Origin of the sequence: Ruminiclostridium cellobioparum subsp. termitidis CT1112 (assembly GCF_000350485.1) — a bacterium.
GTDB lineage: Bacteria > Bacillota > Clostridia > Acetivibrionales > DSM-1351 > Ruminiclostridium > Ruminiclostridium termitidis.
This window is the reverse complement of record NZ_AORV01000065.1, coordinates 290,018-308,194: the sequence shown is the minus strand read 5'-3', so window position 1 is coordinate 308,194 and position 18,177 is coordinate 290,018. Positions and strand designations below refer to the sequence as shown.

Genomic DNA, 18,177 nt, shown 5'->3' with positions numbered 1-18,177 from the left:
ACTTTACCTCTATGTACAAACCTATGAATATGTACGACCTATGAAAATGTGCAACCTACGAAATGGAGAATATATATGAGCTTGAATCTTAATTCCAAACTGTGGTATCAAAGGCCTGCCCGGGCTTTTAAAGAGGCTCTTCCCCTGGGAAACGGGCATATGGGAGCCATGGTTTACGGCTCCTGCCCCGGGGAGCGTATTAGCCTTAATTCGGATACATTATGGTCCGGAGTGCCCGGAGTAAAAGAGGTTCCCGTAGCAGCCGGGCAATTGTCCGGCGTACGCAGTCTCATTTTCAACGGGAAGTACCATGAAGCGGAGAAGCTGATGGAGCAGGATATGCTGGGCTGCTGGAATGAATCCTATATGCCTTTGGGAACGCTGCACATCAGTTATAATGATGTGGCGGATTTCACTGAATACCGCAGGGAGCTGGACCTGGAGACAGCCGTAGCTTCGGCATCTTTTCAGGCCCACGGGAGTTTGATAAGCAGTGAGGTTTTTGTCTCTTATCCTGCAAATGTCATGGCTGTCAGAATCGTCAGCCCATCGGCTCAAAGGCTCAATCTGACGGTGGGACTGGAGAGCCGGCTGCAGTGCAGAGTGGGTGAGAATGGTGAAGATGGCCTGGTACTGTATGGAAATGCTCCGTCCCATGTGGAACCCAATTATGTCAGTAGCCGGAATCCTGTTGTATATGATACTGAAAGCCCGGGGATGAGATTTCATATTCATTTGAAGGCGGCTGTGGACCATGGGAAAGTGAGTGCAAAAGAAGGAAAAATAACTATAGAGAATGCAAGCGAAGTCTTGCTGCTGCTGAGTACGGCCAACGGATACAGGGGTTATGACAGCCCCTTGGAAGTTAATGACCGGGTTTTGGAATCTTGTTGCAGAGAGCGGATAACAGCTTCGGAGAAAAAGGGATACCTTGTTCTTAAGGAAGAGCATATTGCAGATCATCGCAGTCTATACGGCCGTGTTGGTTTACAGCTGGGAGATGAGGAAAGAGCCATGCTACCCACCGACGAGAGAATCCGGCGTTTTAAACGGGGGGAGAGGGACAACGGCTTGTTCAGCCTGCTCTTCAATTATGGAAGGTATCTTTTGACAGCAAGTTCGCGGGAAGGCTCCCAGCCCGCCAATCTCCAGGGAATCTGGAATGAGGACATGCGGCCGGCCTGGAGCAGCAACTGGACAACAAATATCAATGTGGAAATGAATTATTGGCCGGCAGGTGTCTGCAATCTGAGCGACTGTGAAGCCCCGCTCATTGATATGGTCAGGGAACTGAAGGACAGCGGAGTGAAAACGGCCGAGCTGACCAATCACTGCAGCGGTTTTGCGGTGAATCACAATGTGGATATCTGGAGGCAGACTGCTCCTGTTTCGGGTCTGGCAAAATATGCCTACTGGCCTATGGCGGGCGTATGGTTGTGTGCCAATTTATACGAACATTACCGTTTTACACGGGACAGTGAATACCTCATTGAAACCTGCTATCCGGTTATGAAAGGTGCGGCGCTGTTTTGTCTGGACTGGCTGGTAGAAGGTGAGGACGGAAAATTGCACACCTGTCCGTCCACTTCCCCGGAAAACAGCTTTTTTGATTCAGAGGGCCGACCCTGCAGTGTCAGCTATTCCTCCACCATGGATATGGCGTTGATAAAGGAACTGTTCGGCAATATTATAGAAGCAAATGAGCGTTTCCACATGGATGACGGATTTGCAGCGGTTTTAGCCCAAAAGCTGCCGCTGCTGCCCGGATTCAAAATCGGCAGATACGGTCAGCTCCAGGAGTGGATTGAGGATTTCAGGGAAGTGGATGCCGGTCACAGGCATTTTGCGCCGGTTGTTGCCTTCCACCCCTTTGCGCTGATAAACCAGAAGGATACGCCAGGGTTGGTACAGGCGGTGAAAAGGCTGATAGACAGGAGGCTGGAAAACAGCAGCGGTCACATCGGCTGGAATTGTGCATGGCTTATAGGGATTTTTGCAAGGCTGAGGGAGAGCGGAAAGGCATATGACTATTGCAGGCAGTTCATCACCCACGCCATGTATGACAATCTCTTCGGACTTCATCCTCCCCTGGGGGAAACAGAAGGTGAACTGGAGGTTTTCCAGATTGACGGCAATCTGGGAGCAGTGGCCGGCATAGCAGAAATGCTGCTGCAAAGCCACCTCAATGAGATTCTGCTCCTTCCTGCCCTGCCGGAGGAGTGGGACAAGGGTTCGGTTACCGGCCTGAAGGCAAGAGGGGGCTTTGAAGTGAATATTGAGTGGAGCTCCGGAAAACTGGTGCTGGCAAAAATCAAACCGGTAGAAACCGGCAGGGTAAAAGTAAGGTACGGGGAGACTTCCATTGAATTTGATGCAGAAGCCGGAATATGGTATGAGGTAGCAGGGAACCGGGACAGTTTAATCACCGGCTTTAAAATAAGCTAACCTCCAATGCAATCAAGAATTTACCTTTTCATTTAACAAAAAACTATTGCATTAAAGTGCACTCTAAGGTATACACTTTATTTATAACGCAGGGGTACAGGTAAAACAGTCCCCGCCGCCTGTTGGAGGCGGGGACTGCTATAACCCGGTTATAATCAGCTGAGACAGCTGATGCCGTCCATGGACGGCAATAAAAAAATGTATGGGTTGCTTGATACGTAACAAAATACATATACTCTACCTGGTAAAATTTTGACTCGCAGGACAAAAATAAGATTTATTACAGGAGGCATGATTATGCAGTACAGAAATTTCGGAAGTCTGGATTTTAAGGTATCTGCCCTTGGTTTCGGAGCAATGCGTTTACCCACCAGGGAAGTTGAAACAGCCGGCGACAAGCCGCAGAACAAAATTGATGAGGCTGAAGCAATAAGAATGATGCGCTATGCCATTGATAAGGGAGTTAATTATATTGATACGGCATATGTTTATCATGATGGCTTCAGCGAAATAGTAACGGGTAAGGCACTGAAAGACGGCTACAGGGAAAAAGTAAAACTGGCTACAAAATCCCCTACCTGGTTAATTAAAAAGCCTGAAGATTTTGACAGATTACTTGACGAGCAGCTTGAAAAACTTCAGACTGATCACATAGACTTTTATCTGCTTCATTCTCTTTCAAGGAATTCGTGGAATAACGTCATATTAAAGTTTGATATTATCAAAAGGGCTGAAGCCGCTAAAAAGGCCGGAAAAATCAAATATCTCGGGTTTTCCTTCCACGATGAAGGTTCAGCATTCATTGAAATAATAGATGGATACGATAAGTGGGACTTCTGCCAGATACAGTACAATTACCTCGACATTGAAAACCAGGCAGGTCAAAAAGGGTTAAAATATGCGGCGGAAAAAGGGATTGCAGTTGTAATAATGGAACCTCTTTTAGGCGGTAAATTGGCTAACCCTCCAAAAGATATCAAGGCCATTCTTGATGAGAACGGAAAAAATCAATCGGGAGCAGACTGGGCTTTGCAATGGCTCTGGAATCAGCCAGAGGTTTCGGTTGTATTAAGCGGTATGAGCACTATGCAGCAGGTTGAAGAAAATATTGTATCTGCCGGCAAATCCGGTGTCGGAACCTTGGACAAAACTGACCTGGACATTGTCTGTAAGGTAATAGACAGGTATGCTCAAAGGGCGGCCATACCGTGTACCGCATGTGCCTATTGCATGCCATGTCCCAATAATGTAAACATTCCAAAGAATTTTGCACTGTACAATGAGAGTGTAATTCATGAAGACTTAAAGGGAGCAAGATTTTCTTACAGCAATTTCTTCAACAAGGAGAATCACGCCAGCGAATGTGTTCAGTGCAGAGTCTGTGAAGAAAACTGTCCTCAGAAAATACCCATAAGCGAGTGGATGCCAAGGGTTCACGCTACACTGGGATAAGCTTGATTAAAAAAGCCTTATGTTAACATAAGGCTTTTTTTGTGCACAAAAATTTATTAGCAGTATTTGGCTTATATGGTATAATATTTAGTTATATACGGATACATGGCATATTTCCGTGAAAGCATATTAATAAAAAATTAATAAATTTACATTAAAAATGCTATATAATTGAAGGAGTATTTTCTTAAAATAGTCTGAAAGTAGAGTGTACATATGAATTTATTGAAAAGAATAATTACTATTACATTAACCGGGAGTCTAATATTTATGACAGCATCATGCACCTCAAAAACAAAGCCGGCGGACAGTACCCTGCCAACCAATGCAGGAGCCGGAGAAACAGGCCTCTCTTCAGCAGCCGGAAATGGGACGGCAAATTCCGAGGAATTAAGTGAAAATATACTTGTAAATCAGGTCGGTTATAAAATTGATGATAAAAAAATTGCAATCATAAAAGGCTTTGACAAAAAGTTCAAGGTAATAGAAACTGCAACCGGCAAGGCTGTTTTATCCAAGGATACAACCGGCAAGGTAAATGATGAATCCAGCGGTGATACCGTCTCCTATGCTGATTTTTCAGAGTTAAAAACCGTCGGCAGTTACTATATTTCGGTTGAAGGCCTTGGAAAATCCTACGACTTTAAAATAGGTGACGGTAATCTGTTTTCAAAAGTAAATGAGGCAATGGTAAAAGCCTTATATTATCAAAGGTGTGGAATGGCACTGGACTCAAAATATGCAGGGGAGTATGCCCATGCATCCTGCCATACAGGCAGGGCCAGGCTGTATGGGAACGAGGAAACCGAAATAGATGTCAGCGGCGGCTGGCATGATGCCGGGGATTACGGCAGATATGTGGTGCCTGCTGCCGTGACGGCTGCCGATCTTATGCTGGCCTATGAGTTTTATCCCCAAAGCTTTGAAAATAAATACAATATACCTGAGAGCACCAACAATATACCGGATATTTTGGATGAAGTAAAATACGGTCTGACATGGATGCTGAAAATGCAGGATAAGCAGACCGGCGGAGTGTACCACAAGGTTACCTCCAGAAACTTTCCCGATTTGACTGCCATGCCGGATACCGATGTGGATGAGCTTCTGGTCATGCCGGTATCAACCACTGCCACGGCAGATTTTGCTGCTGTAACAGCCATGGCTTCAAGAATATTTAAGGACTTTGACCCCTCTTTTTCGCAACAGTGCCGGATTGCTTCATTAAAGGCCTGGAACTGGCTGGAAACGAACAAGGATTTTGTTCAATACAAAAATCCTCAGGATGTTACGTCGGGAGAATACGGCGACAGCTCAGGCAAGGATGAAAAAGCCTGGGCGGCAGCCGAACTGCTTAGAGCAACAGGGGATAAAAAGTATAATGACTATTTTAAGGCAAACTACGGAACTGAGGGTTTTGGACTGGGGTGGCAGAATGTAAGCGGTTTTGCAGCCATATCATATTTGTTTTCAGATCAGAGTGCGATTGATTCCAAAAAGGCTGAAGAAATAAAAAAAGCGTGGCTTGAAAAAGCCGATATGTTCGTCAGTACTGCTGAAAAAGACGGCTACCTGCTGGCAATGCATAAAATGGAATACACCTGGGGAAGTAATATGAATGTGGCCAATCATGCCATACATTTATTAATTGCCGATAAATTGAGCAATAATGAAAAATACACAGAAACGGCAGCGAACTGCGTTCATTATTTCCTTGGCAGAAATACCATGAATCAAAGTTATATTACAGGCTACGGCAGTAAAAAGGTCATGCAGCCCCACCACAGACCATCGGTGGGAGACGGTGTGGCCGAACCGGTTCCGGGACTGCTGGTGGGAGGTCCCGATTCTGCGCTGGAGGACGATGTGTCCAGGTCAAAGCTGTCGGGAAAAGCTCCGGCACAGTGTTACATAGACGATATGAACTCCTATTCCTCTAATGAAGTTGCAACCTATTGGAATTCGGCTGCGATTTTTGTATTTTCATTTATGTCATCCAGGTAGATGCAGGGCTGATTAACCAATTAGCACAGCACATTAAATTAATATAGCTGATAGGAGGCGGTTTTTTTGGCTAAACAGATATGGAAGCCTTCCACCATGCTGAATCCGGTGCCTGTGGTCATGGTATCCTGTTCAGACAGTGATGGAAAACCTAATATTATTACTCTTGCGTGGGCGGGAACAATAAATTCCGATCCGCCCATGGTATCTATATCAGTGAGGAAACAAAGATATTCCTATGAATTGATTAAACAAAAAGGACAATTTGTTATAAATCTTCCCACGAGGAATCTGACTTTTGCTACAGATTTCTGCGGTGTAAAATCGGGGAAGGATGTTGATAAATTTGCAGAAATGAAGCTGACACCCGAAAGTGCTTCCAAAGTTGAGGTTCCATTAATAAGGGAATGTCCCGTAAATCTTGAGTGCGTGGTCAGGCAGGTTATGGAGCTGGGTTCACATGATTTGTTCCTGGCTGAAGTGGTAGCAACCAATGTGGACGAAAAGCTTCTGGACGAAAATGGGAAATTGGATCTTCATAAAGCGGAGCTTATATGCTATTCCCACGGAGAGTACTACCCTCTGGGGGCTTCTTTGGGCTATTTTGGATACTCTGTGACCAGGCGGAAGAACTTGAAAAGAAATCAGAATATTACAGCCGGTAAAAAGCCCTCGGTAAATTTGAAGTCAACAAATGGAAAACCCAGGCCGGTATCCGGAAAACATAAAGCAGCAGGAAAAAAGAAAAATAATCATTCAATATAATTAAGGTGGGGGAAATATGAGCAGGACCGAGGACAGAGCAAAACTATACGGGTTGTTGGGGGACTTGCCCGACAGGCGGGCTCCTGTGAATTCAAGGCTGATTTCCAGGGAGGAAAGAGAAAAATTCCATTTGGAAAATCTCATATTGGACCTGAACGGTATTGAGCCGGTACCCGCTTATTTTATAACTCCAAAAAAGGCAGGAGAAAAAACTCCCGTAGTAATATTCAATCATTCCCATGGAGGACATTATGATGTAGGCAGGCAGGAGCTGATAAACGGTGCACCCTACCTGAACAGGGCTTCATATGCAAATGACCTTGCCGAATGCGGTTTTTCGGTACTTTGCATAGATGAATGGGCTTTTGGAGATAGAAGGGGAAGAACTGAAACCGAGATATTCAAGGAAATGCTCTGGAAAGGGCGGGTAATGTGGGGAATGATGGTTTATGACAGCATGAGAGCCATTGACTACCTCTTTACAAGACCTGATGTGGATACCGGGCGTATTGCCACACTGGGTATGTCCATGGGCGGAAACAAGGCATGGTGGCTTTCGGCTGTGGATGAAAGGATCAAGGTATGCGTTGACATCTGCAGTATGACCGAGTATAACTCATTGATCGAAACCCAGGGCATTGACAAGCACGGTGTATATTATTATGTGCCCGGTCTGCTGAAATACTTTTCAACTGCCCGGATAAATGCTCTCATTTGCCCCAGACCCCACTTGAGCATGAATGGAATCTTTGACAGGATCACTCCTCATAAGGGTTTGGATTCAGTCAATGAGGAATTGAGGGAAATATACCTGAATGATAACAGCAGCGAATGTTTTGAGTTGAAAAAGTACCCGGTGGGACACTATGAAACACAGGAGATGAGGACTTACGCTCTGGAATTTTTAAAGAAATGGCTGTAGAGATTTTAGAGATGAAAATATTATGAAAACTCCTTTTGATATGATAAAGTTTCTGCAAAAAATTTTAAATATGAAAATGCCTTATCTGGCGGCCCGGTTTGTTCTGCTTGTCTGGGCGGCGGTGGGGATAAGCGTTGTCCTACGGCAGAACTCACCGTTATTTGTGCTTTTATTTGTAATTGTAACCCTGCTGATTCTGCTTGATATTGGAAGGCTGTGCCTGCCGTTTGTCGGCAGACATTCTGCCGCCTTTTTAATTCTGTCCATTACTCTGTGCTTATTGTTCTTTACAGCAAGAAGAGCCGACATGGTCCAGATATATTACTTCTTCCTGCTCCACGATATTTTCACCATACAAAAAGGCAAAGTACCGAAGGCACTGGTGGCATTCCATTTCGCCGGATTTATGGGCGCGGAGGGCTACGCCATTTTTGTGACGGAGCATGAAATTTTCAGGCACGGTTTTTCAGACATCATTGTGGTGTTTGTCTGCTATGCCCTGATATTACTCATTTTTGCCTGGATACACTATTTCAAATGGGAACGGGAACGGCTGAAGGTTCTTAATGCCAATCTGATCGAATACTCTTTTCAGGAACGGGAATATCTCCTTGCGAAGGAAAGGGGCAGCATATCACAGGAACTTCATGATTCGCTCGGACACTCCCTCATGGCGGTGGTGATGAACGTACAATATTTAAAAGCAATTCAGGGCAAAAGCCAGGAAGAAAAGGACAAACAGCTCGACGAGATTGAGAATCTCCTCAAGGAGTGCGTCACAAACCTGCGAAGCAGCGTATATAGCTTGCGGGAGCTGGATAAAAACATCAACCTGCGCGAAGAAATCCAGTGCATTATTCAAAAATTCGACGAACTGGGCCTTGTTAGGATCGGTCTGGATTATGACAGTGAGGCGGATAAGGCCCCCGGTCATGTCAAAGAGGTCATACATAAGGCCATACGCGAGGGAATAACCAACAGCATCCGGCACGGCAGCGCAAGCTCGATACAGATTTCCATTCACTGCAGGGAAGATGGTGTTGAACTTGTCATTGAGGATAACGGTTCGGGCTGTGCAGATATCCACAAGTCTTTCGGTCTCAGCGGTATTATGGAGCGCGTGGAGGAAACCGGCGGAGAAATAAGCTTCACCAGTGCAAAAAATAAGGGCTTTACTATCCGAGCCATACTGCCGGGAGGAATTGAAACATGATAAAAGTTATGATCGCGGACGATCAGGTTGTTGTTCGGGAAGGCCTGAAAAAAATTTTATCCCTCGATCCTGAAATACAGGTTGTAAGCGAAGCAGGAAACGGCTATGAAGCTCTGTCACAACTGGGAGAACATATTGTTGATGTGATCCTGATGGATGTGCGGATGCCCAAGATGGATGGAATACAGGCCACAGGAAAAATCAAGGCACAGTACCCGAAGGTAAAAATAATTATCTTAACCACTTTTAATGAGGATGAATACCTGTTCAATGGTATCAAGAGCGGAATCAGCGGCTATTTACTGAAAGACAGTGACGTTGATTTCATTATTAAAAGCATTAAGAATGCTTATCAGGACAAAATGATCTTTGACCCGGATGTGACGCCAAAGCTGATCAAAGCGATAAACGCCGCCGGACAGGAGCACGAGCCGCCGCCGGCAATTGACGGCCTGACAGAAAGGGAGCGGCAGATTGTAAATCTGATCGCCAAAGGGCAGAGCAACCTGGAGATTGCAAATGCGTTGTTTATCTCCGAAGGGACAGTCAAAAATGCTGTCTCCAAAATATTAAATAAACTGAACCTCCAAAGGAGGACACAGCTTTTGGCCCTTTTCCATAAAAAATAGACATAATAGACAATTAAAAAGCAGCCTGGCATTACTTTAGTAATGTTCAGGCTGCTTTTTGTGATATGTTGTGACTTTCGGCATGTTTCGGACCGGCGGGGAGACTTTTAAAATAGGACGTATAATACATGTTGATTTGGGGGTAGGAATAATGGAAACCATCAGGCAGGATGAAGAGATCCTGAAAGTCAGTTCTTTAGGTAAAAGCTATTCTGGCGGTAAAATACCGGTCTTGAAAAATATCGGGTTTTCGGTTAAGAAAGGCGAATTTATCATAGTTCATGGGGAAAGCGGGTCTGGAAAAAGCACCCTGCTCCACCTGCTGGCCGGGCTTGAGAATGCAGACAGGGGAGAGATAGACCTTGCCGGCACCGACATCTGCAAATTGAGCGAATCGGGCAGAGCCATGTTCCGGCGCAAAAACGTGGGCTTTGTGTTCCAGCAGTTTCATCTGCTGCCCGAGCTTACGGCCTTGGAAAACGTGATGATGCCGCTGCTGATTCAAAAAGCGCCAATTAAAAAAGCCCGTGAGCAGGCAGAACAGCTGCTGCTTTATGTCGGACTGGAGGACAGGATGAAGCACACGCCTGAGCAGCTTTCGGGCGGGCAGAATCAGCGGGTTGCGGTAGCACGTGCACTGGTGGCCGCACCGGCGGTCATTTTTGCCGATGAGCCGACTGGAAATCTTGACAGCAAAAATCGGACAGAAGTTCTTGAGCTGCTTCAGCAGATCAACCGGGAGCAGGGTGCCACACTGCTGATGGTGACCCATTCTGCCGGGGAAAGGTCTATTGCCGACCGCGTAATCGAACTCAAAGACGGGGTGATCATATGAGCTGGAGAGGATTGCTGCTTAAACGGGAGTTTTTTCAGGAGAAAACAAAAAACATACTTTCAATACTGGCCGTTATGCTGGGGGTGGCGCTGATCGTTGCTACATCCACTACCATTTCCTCCACGAAACAGGAGTTTTTTAAAATGGCGGCTGAGGGGAGTTCCGGGGCTGACTTGATTGTAACCTCTGTTGCTGATCAAAAGGTCAGCAATGCCATTTTAAATTACAAGGATTCTTCTATTAAAGACTCGGTTCCGTTTTTCAGCGAGGATTCCTATTACCAAAAGGCCGGCAGCTACCATACGCTTACGCTGATGGCGGCAGATTTCGGAAGGGAAGCGGAGTATGGCGGCTATAAGCTGCTGAAGGGAAAGCTTCCGGAAAACGGAGAATGCTTGATTACCGAGAATATGGAATCTCTGTTCCAGCTGAAAACAGGGGACAAGATGCTGATACGGACAAACCGGGGCAGCTTCACTTACTGCATTTCGGGCATAGTACAGGATGCAGGCATTGCCACCGGCAATTTTTGTCAATGTATCCTGACCGATATCCGCCATTATAATGAATATGGAACCATGACCTATAAGCTGATGCTGAAATCCGGCACAGACGTAAAAAAGGAAAAGGCATTGCTTCAAAAGGCTTTGAATGGCAGCTATACGGTTGATTATCCTGCCGGAAAGGCGGAGGAATTTCTCAATCAGGCAAGCTCTCTCTTTGATGTTATGCTGGGCTTTGGTCTGCTGACGCTGCTTTTGGGCGGTTTTTTGATCAACGTCACGGTCAATGAGTTTGTACGGAGAATGCGCGGGAAGAATTCCATTCTCAAGGTTTTGGGCGCAAAAGGAACGTCCATCACCGGGCTTATACTGGAAAAGAGCTTAATTACCGGCTGTATCGGAACCGCTTTGGGGATTGCACTGGGTGCTTTCGGCTCCTTGGGGCTGATCCGCCTTGTAGATAATTCTTTCAGCGGCGGTGGGATGACGATCCGGGTTTCGTTCCCCCTGACCGGGATTGGCGCCGTGGCAATCAGTGCCGTGCTCCTGTGCCTGCTTACATCTCTTCCAGCTTCCCGGCGGGCCGCAAGGGAGAGTATTGTATCGGGTTTCAGGCAATATGACCGCAAGAATGCAGTCGGTTTGAAACGCAAGCTTGCAGCGGGCGTATTGTTTGCATTTTTGGTTGTCCTCCGGATTTTACTGGGTTCCTCATCCCTCGGAAAGCTCGTTACCTTTGTGGCGCTTGCGGCCGGCATATATTTTGCCGCACTTGTCTTTTTTCTTCCTTTTGTGCGGCTGACTTTGAAACCTGTCAACCGCATTTCTCCCTTCAACGGCTTTACGGTGAAAAACAACCTGTTCAAGCAGTCTGGAAAGGCCATCAATCTGGCTGTACTTTTTTCTTTTGTTATTGCAATTTCGACAGGTGTTTACTTGATCGTCAGCGAAATCGGCGACGCCATAGAACGGATGGAAAGAGGCTTTTATTATGGTGACGCAATTGTTTCCTCTGTGACGGGCAAAAGCATCGACAGCGATACGCTGCAAAAGATTGGGGAGGCAAAGGGCGTGGACAGGGCCTATCCCATTTACCAGAAATACCTGAAGCTCGGCAGTGATAACGTGCAGATGAAAGGTTACAGGCTTGACGACACCACCTTGAAGAACTTCTCGGAATATTGGGAAATAGGCAGGGATACAGCACGGAAGCTCTCTGACAAAAATACCATGATCCTGTCGAAGAAAGCGGCGAACGACCTGGGGCTAAAAGAGGGCGATACCGTTACAGTGGATACCGGGACAGGAATGCAGACGTTCAAAATCGTGGGAACTTATGAAACCTTGAATAATAACGGGATGACAGGCATCATCTCGGAGGATGCATTTTTGAGTACCTTCGAAAATTATACCATCCGGGCCGTCAACGTGTTTAAAAAGAGCGATGCGGATTTTGACAGCCTGAAAGCAGGCATTGCACGGAGTGTCAACGATAGCTTCATTCAGGTGCTAAGCATGGATGCAATGCGAAATGCAGAACAAAAATCAGACGGGCAGTTTCTTTCTCTCATTGACTGCATGATCGTCGTATTGGTTATGGCAGGTATTCTGATACTCGTCAATTCCATTTCTATGAATATAAAGAATAACGGGTATTCTCTGGCTGTCACAAAACTGCTTGGAGCCGCAAAATGGGATCTGATGCTGCAAAGCGGGATAGAAGGCATTCTTTACGGCATTTTCGGCATTGTCGTCGGGGAGGCCTCCGGTGTGATGCTGGGGTGGATTATGACAAAGGGCATGAATAATATGGTGGGCTGGAATCTTCGGTTTGCTGTTTCACCTTATATCCTGCTTGCATTCGGAGCCGGTTTTCTCTGCATGGCGGTTCTTGCCGAAATAATGGCAACGGCGCTCAATTACAGGTACGTCTTTAAGTCTGGGCTGAGGGTACAACTTTGATAAAAGGGAAGTTATATTAAAAGTACAAACCTGAAATGTGGTAAAACATAAAAATTTCAGGTTTGTACTTTTTGAGCAGCCCTTAATCAGGTGCTTGACTGAATCTCACTGATGCGATTACTGGTATTGGTTGCCTCCATGGAGATGCTTCCGTGCCGAGAGCAGCCTTGTTTCATCCAGATGGATTTTTACAGAGCCGTAAAGCCGGCTTACCACAGCAGTGTACAAAATATCAATAATTGTAAGCTGTCCGATTCTCTGCCCCATTACACCGCTGCGGATCAATGTCTCGGAAGATGAGGAATACAGGCTGATGTCGGCTTTCTGGCTGAGAGGATTCTTGCTGTAACAGGTGATGCTTATTAATGTTGCGTCTGTTTTCCGTATTACTTCGGCTGTTTCAAGGATATCCTTTGTATCGCCGCTATACGAGATAAGTACTGCCACGTCTCCTTTTTGGAGGCTGGTGGCGCATAAAAGCTGGTCGTGGGGATCGGAACTGGACATGGAGAGCTTATGAATACGTACAAATTTATTATGAGCATCCATTGCTATGATTCCTGAGGTGCCCACACCGTAAAAGTCCACACGCTTTGCAGCACTTATTACATCTATGGCGCGGTCAAGAATTTCGATATCCAGAAATGCCCTGGTATTTTCAATTGATTTGATATTGCTGCTGCAAACGCTTTGCACGATGGATTCGGTGGAATCACCGGGCCTTACGTCATTGTAGGGTGTGACCTCCTGCTGCTCAAGGGCCAGGTCTGTGAACAGCATACGGCAGAGCTCCTTATAGCCTGAATAATTGGCAGACTTGCAGAGCCTGACAACCGAGGACATACTGGTGCCGCAAGCATCGGCCAACTCCTCTATGGACATATTTACAACTTCGCCGGGAAAATCAAGTATAAACTTTGCGATTTTCTGCTCCTTGGGAGCAAAGGAATTCATCAGCTCCTTAAGACGCAGGCAACAGCTGGACATAAGGCTTCCTCCTTAAAACTAAAATACTGTTATTATTTATGTCAATTCATACTGGTAATGGAGCGGAAAAAGTGCCGCACGGGCTGCTCCAAATACCGGTGCCATATCAATATCGTCTGCAGCTGCAATGTAACGCAGCTGCGGCAGATCGGACAGGTCATTTTTGAGCTGGGGAAGAAACAAACCGGCAGATTTCGAAATGGCCCCTCCCAGAAGCAGGCCTTCAAAATGGTTGTCCCGCAGGATATCATGTATTATTTCAGAAAGATGCTGTCCCAGCTCTTTAAAAACCAGTTGAGCTTCTGCCTGCCCCTGATATGCCAGCCCTGCAATATCAACTACGTCAAGGGTATCCGGAGTGCAGCCTGTCAGCTCGCAATAGCGGGACAGTATGGCCCGGCGCGAAACATAGTCTTCGCTGGTCCGGCCTTTGTAAGGTCTTGAAAATATACTGATACCCGGCCCGTTCTGCAGGTTTGCATATATTCTGCCGTTCAGCATGGAAGCAAATCCTAAACCTGTGCCGATTATAACGCCTGCGGTTCTCTCTGCTCCATAAACTGTGCTGTTCCACAGTGCTCCAAGTAAAAAGGCATGTGAATCGTGAAGAAAGCAGACAGGAATATCACCAAGGCTTTCCTGCAGCCATGGACGCATTGGCAAGCCTTTTACAGAGGCATACTTATGGGTCATCAGACTCTTTCCTTCAACATAGTCAAAGGGACCGGGAATACATACGCCCACTGCCGACAGATCAAGATTGTTCTCACGGGCTTTTGCCAGACCGAGAACCGCCAGCTGCCTGTAAGAACTGCTGATAGCGCCGGCACTTCCATGGGAATTGACAGGCACCCGGAGGAAGCTGTTTTCTACAAGAGTTCCGTCACCTTTAACAAGCGCGGCTTTTAAAAAGGTTCCTCCTGCGTCTATGGAAAGAACACATGCATCGGATTTACTCATTTTCAAAGCCGTCCTTCAACAGGGTTTTGTGTATTGTAACCTTGCCGACACCTTTATTTATAACCTCATAAGGTCCAAAACCGGCAGGGACGATAACCATATCAAGATAATTCTGCTCAAAACAGCGGTCAGGATCGGTCAGTGACCGGATCAGGCACTTTTCGCCCTCAACAAGCACCAGGACATGGAATCTGTCGGTAGTTTCATCTTCATATTTCTCAAAGAACCTCACATTTCTCAAGCTGAAATACAGAAGCTCATGTTCTCCGACAACCGTTTCCTCATATCCATTACCTTCGCGGATGACACGGGGCTTCTGGATAAGGTTTTCCCTGACCCAGCTTTCCTTGAAGTCCCTGCGCAACACCTTGTCGCCGTGGTATGTGTGAATGGGACGAAGATTACCGTCCAAGTCTTTTCTCATATAATCATACATTTTATAAGTATAGGAACCAATTGTCAAGCTGCCGATCTCCAGGATGACCTGGTTGCGTCCCGAAGCATGTATGGTGCCGGCAGGTATCAGGAACTGCTGTCCTGCAACCGATGGTTCGGAGTATACATATTCGTCATGATCAAAGCCTTCTCCGTATTTTTCGGCACGTCTGGCTTTTTCGATGAATTCCTCCACATCTGCATTTTGGCGGAAACCGCAGTAGGTTTTTGCCTCCTGGCCGGTAACGACCATGTAATAGCTTTCATCCTGGCGTCCAAGTTCGTTATTCCCTTTTATGTAATCACCGTTGGGATGAACCTGAATTGACATGTTTCCGCTGGAATGGTAGGTGTCGTCATAGTTGAACCTGACAGGGAAATAGCCGTTGAATTTTTTTGCGGATTTTTCACCCATGAGCTTTGTACCGATTACCTGCACAAAACAGTAGAAGGGAAATTCCAGCTCCATTGTATCAATGTCGGCAGCAATGGAGACTTCCATGGGAATCAAATCGAAAACCCATGCACAATTTTTCATATCCTCCGGCAGGTTGCGCAGGCGTTTTATATAGAACCCTCCCCATACACCTTCAAGATAAACCGGACGGCAGCGGAGAGGGTAGCTGACCATAGTATCGAAGAGTGCTTTCAAAGTATTGACCGGGAGCATTTTTATCTTATCGGGATTGTCACCGGTCAGATAATAGTCGATTTCATTATTGTGTATTAATTGTCCGCGCAGTTCTGCCGCTACTTCAAAATCTATGTAATAGCTGCGGCGGAGAATATGATTTATCGTCATCTGCCTGGTTGAGCCAAGATTGGAGAAGGCTCCGGCACGGATGTTCAAAATAGTACGTTTTTGGGTCATATCGATGTAAAGCTTAAGATTGTAAAAGGGGCGGAGAGCATCTATAAGTGCTCCGTAACCGTATATGACAAGTACACCTTTTCCTTTTTCGGAAAACTCCTTTAGCCTGGCAGACAGCTTTTCAATTTCTTTCTGCTGCATCAGGCTTTCATAACCTTCCTCATAACGGGAACCATAGAGAAGGACAGGATCGGTTTCCCTGTCCTCGGGCAGGTAGGGAAGAAATTTCTCGTAAAGCGTATCGCTGTCCAGGAAGAGTGTTTCAGTGGATAGCGTATCGACCTGGATACCATTAAGAGCCAGTTGAAGCGAAAGAAGTCCCTTGAAACTGTCCATAGGTGCACTCATATAACCATCAAGGCCTATAATGCAGCGGGGGGACCCCGAAAGCATATCCTTGACCTGTGCGGCCAGCTTTTTGGCCGATGCAGGTGAATCGGGAGTGATGCTGCTTTTCAATTCAGAATTAAAGGAAATATGATTGACGGCATTTGGATCATCATATGGGTATGGATTAAACATAAAACTCATTATCGGGCACCTCACTATTTTTTTTATTTTAATTATGATTCTTATATGATTCTTAATTGAGCTTCATACATTTATTAGATGACACCAGAATTATAGAATTTCTAAATCAAAATCCAGCAACTGTGCCAAATATGACAATTCACGGGTGTAGTCACCGGAGACTATACCGTAGTGTTGAGTAACTCCAATACTTACAAGCCTTTGAAACAGCTCCTGTACCGTGCCGGCCGCAGGACGGAAAAGGCCGTGGGAATAGGATGTGATAAAATGCTCACAGGGCAAGGCCTCCACCAAGGTACATACCATTTTAAAACGGCCGTTGCATTCCGAGACATGAAGCATTGTTTTCAGTCCCGGAGGAATCACATACCAGGCAAAGGGAGCCCCGGCATGCTTGTAATTTGTTTTTGCAAACCTGACATCTCTGGCAATCCTCACGCTGCCGGAAGGATCGGTATAATCGTTTGGTCCTGCGTGGCCTCCTGCAAAGCAGTCCTGTTTCATATCAATATGAAAAGGTTCAATAAAGCTGACCGGTTTTCCAGATAGCTTTTTTAAAATGTAAACTGCCAGGCCTCCTCCGATATCCCCTTCCGGCACGACTGCAACGTCATCAGTGCCTGGACATGGCAAAAATCCGGGACGGAGGCCTACCTCGGTCAATAGAACAGGATCCACATCGTTGAGCACCACCATGCTCACACCTGCCTTGCGCGCCATGCTCTCAACAGCCAGGGAGGCGCGGATGGAGGCATTGAATTTTTCGACGTCAACGTCAGGCAAAACCTGATACTGTTTCTCTAAAATGTTACGGGTATTATGTACAAGTTTAGTGTCAATTGTGCCGATTTCTTTGGTCAGACCGGCAACAGAAAGAAATCGGAGCTCCGGACCGGCTTTCATAAAAAAATTATAAGGATCTACATAGGTTGACCACATGACTTCATTATACGAGGCCAGCAAACCGAAGCTGATACTGCGAAGAGCAGTGCGGACTGCGGCAGCCTGTGAAAAATGTCTTGCGGCAAGCATGAGCTCATCGGTTTGCCCGATGGATGTGACCAGCATGGGCCTGCCGAAACGTTTTATTGAGCCGGATGCTTCAAGGGTACCTACAAGCCCTCCGGCCGAAAGAAATTCTACAAAGTCCGATTCATCGGCGGTATCGGTGAATGAAATACTGTCTCTGGTTTTGCAGCCAAAGAAGACAGGTACAGGCACCATATCCCGCAAAAACCGTACCCAGGCAAAATCCTCTGACCAGGAAAGAAACAGTGCAAAAACCCAATCAACTTTTTCGGACTGAAAAAATTGTATGGCAGTCTCAATATCCTCACGGGTATAAATTATACCGGGAAACGATACCTTACTGAATTTCTCAAGTTCCTTTACATATTGATCTGCTTCTGTTTCCTTTCGTAAACCGTAATCGCCCTGCGCAAGGCCTTTGCCAAGTTCACGGAAGCGGGACGTAGCAATCAGCAATAGTCCTGTTTTTGGTATTAGTTGCATGTTAACCTCCAAGCCATGCTATGGCTTTAAGCCGCAATAGCGGCAACAAATTGTAATGAAATTTGTTAACTCCTCTATTATCCCCAGATGTGCCAACGACAAAAGTATTTTATACACTTTTTTATGGGGTTAAATTTATTTAATGCACCAG

13 protein-coding genes are annotated in these 18,177 nt (G+C 46.1%); 9 read left to right on the top strand and 4 right to left on the bottom strand.

Translation table 11 applies throughout. From position 1 onward, the window contains the following. Positions 1–75: 75 nt before the first annotated feature. The 9 genes from CTER_RS23535 (at position 76) to CTER_RS23495 (ending at position 12,730) form a co-directional block, all read left to right on the top strand. Entirely contained in the window at positions 76–2,445 is a 2,370-nt protein-coding gene (locus tag CTER_RS23535) for a glycoside hydrolase family 95 protein (protein ID WP_004630127.1), read from the top strand. A gap of 297 nt (positions 2,446–2,742) precedes the next feature. Beyond that, positions 2,743–3,897 carry an aldo/keto reductase gene (locus CTER_RS23530; protein WP_004630071.1) on the top strand — a complete coding sequence of 385 codons (1,155 nt, stop codon included), beginning with the start codon at positions 2,743–2,745 and terminating at the stop codon, positions 3,895–3,897. A 270-nt stretch (positions 3,898–4,167) separates the two neighbouring features. Next, positions 4,168–5,901, top strand: coding sequence for a glycoside hydrolase family 9 protein (locus CTER_RS23525; protein WP_004629820.1), 1,734 nt, complete (start codon positions 4,168–4,170; stop codon positions 5,899–5,901). Between the two features lie 66 nt (positions 5,902–5,967). Then, entirely contained in the window at positions 5,968–6,666 is a 699-nt protein-coding gene (locus tag CTER_RS23520; protein ID WP_004629784.1) for a flavin reductase family protein, read from the top strand. Positions 6,667–6,682: 16 nt separating this feature from the next. After that, positions 6,683–7,588, top strand: coding sequence for a dienelactone hydrolase family protein (locus CTER_RS23515; RefSeq protein ID WP_004629711.1), 906 nt, complete (start codon positions 6,683–6,685; stop codon positions 7,586–7,588). 22 nt (positions 7,589–7,610) lie between these two features. Continuing rightward, positions 7,611–8,801, top strand: a complete 1,191-nt coding sequence (locus CTER_RS23510; protein ID WP_004630262.1) for a sensor histidine kinase — start codon at positions 7,611–7,613, stop codon at positions 8,799–8,801. Then, on the top strand, positions 8,798–9,430 hold the full coding sequence (locus CTER_RS23505) for a response regulator transcription factor (protein ID WP_004629769.1): 633 nt from the start codon (positions 8,798–8,800) through the stop codon (positions 9,428–9,430). The genes CTER_RS23510 and CTER_RS23505 overlap by 4 nt, the downstream gene beginning before the upstream one ends. Positions 9,431–9,581: 151 nt before the next feature. Next, positions 9,582–10,265 carry an ABC transporter ATP-binding protein gene (locus CTER_RS23500; RefSeq protein WP_004629880.1) on the top strand — a complete coding sequence of 228 codons (684 nt, stop codon included), beginning with the start codon at positions 9,582–9,584 and terminating at the stop codon, positions 10,263–10,265. Next, positions 10,262–12,730, top strand: coding sequence for an ABC transporter permease (locus CTER_RS23495; protein WP_004629884.1), 2,469 nt, complete (start codon positions 10,262–10,264; stop codon positions 12,728–12,730). The genes CTER_RS23500 and CTER_RS23495 overlap by 4 nt, the downstream gene beginning before the upstream one ends. 117 nt (positions 12,731–12,847) lie before the next feature. On the opposite strand, the gene CTER_RS23490 is transcribed toward CTER_RS23495, so the two are convergent. From CTER_RS23490 to CTER_RS23475, 4 genes are all read right to left on the bottom strand, one after another. After that, positions 12,848–13,717, bottom strand: coding sequence for a MurR/RpiR family transcriptional regulator (locus CTER_RS23490; RefSeq protein ID WP_004630080.1), 870 nt, complete (start codon positions 13,715–13,717; stop codon positions 12,848–12,850). A 36-nt stretch (positions 13,718–13,753) separates the two neighbouring features. Next, on the bottom strand, positions 13,754–14,677 hold the full coding sequence (locus CTER_RS23485) for an ROK family protein (protein WP_004630281.1): 924 nt from the start codon (positions 14,675–14,677) through the stop codon (positions 13,754–13,756). Next, positions 14,670–16,514, bottom strand: coding sequence for a class I mannose-6-phosphate isomerase (locus CTER_RS23480; RefSeq protein ID WP_004629744.1), 1,845 nt, complete (start codon positions 16,512–16,514; stop codon positions 14,670–14,672). Before CTER_RS23480 ends, CTER_RS23485 begins: the two co-directional genes overlap by 8 nt. A gap of 90 nt (positions 16,515–16,604) precedes the next feature. After that, a complete protein-coding gene (locus CTER_RS23475; protein ID WP_004629772.1) occupies positions 16,605–18,026 on the bottom strand; it encodes a hypothetical protein in 1,422 nt (473 codons plus the stop codon). Between the last annotated feature and the right edge of the window lie 151 nt (positions 18,027–18,177).

Coding starts and splice junctions, on each gene's coding strand:
- CTER_RS23490 (WP_004630080.1), bottom strand. CDS start 13,717: ATGTCCAGCTGTTGCCTGCGTCTTAAGGAGCTGATGAATTCCTTTGCT.
- CTER_RS23480 (WP_004629744.1), bottom strand. CDS start 16,514: ATGAGTTTTATGTTTAATCCATACCCATATGATGATCCAAATGCCGTC.
- CTER_RS23495 (WP_004629884.1), top strand. CDS start 10,262: ATGAGCTGGAGAGGATTGCTGCTTAAACGGGAGTTTTTTCAGGAGAAA.
- CTER_RS23535 (WP_004630127.1), top strand. CDS start 76: ATGAGCTTGAATCTTAATTCCAAACTGTGGTATCAAAGGCCTGCCCGG.
- CTER_RS23515 (WP_004629711.1), top strand. CDS start 6,683: ATGAGCAGGACCGAGGACAGAGCAAAACTATACGGGTTGTTGGGGGAC.
- CTER_RS23500 (WP_004629880.1), top strand. CDS start 9,582: ATGGAAACCATCAGGCAGGATGAAGAGATCCTGAAAGTCAGTTCTTTA.
- CTER_RS23505 (WP_004629769.1), top strand. CDS start 8,798: ATGATAAAAGTTATGATCGCGGACGATCAGGTTGTTGTTCGGGAAGGC.
- CTER_RS23510 (WP_004630262.1), top strand. CDS start 7,611: ATGAAAACTCCTTTTGATATGATAAAGTTTCTGCAAAAAATTTTAAAT.
- CTER_RS23530 (WP_004630071.1), top strand. CDS start 2,743: ATGCAGTACAGAAATTTCGGAAGTCTGGATTTTAAGGTATCTGCCCTT.
- CTER_RS23525 (WP_004629820.1), top strand. CDS start 4,168: ATGACAGCATCATGCACCTCAAAAACAAAGCCGGCGGACAGTACCCTG.
- CTER_RS23475 (WP_004629772.1), bottom strand. CDS start 18,026: ATGCAACTAATACCAAAAACAGGACTATTGCTGATTGCTACGTCCCGC.
- CTER_RS23485 (WP_004630281.1), bottom strand. CDS start 14,677: ATGAGTAAATCCGATGCATGTGTTCTTTCCATAGACGCAGGAGGAACC.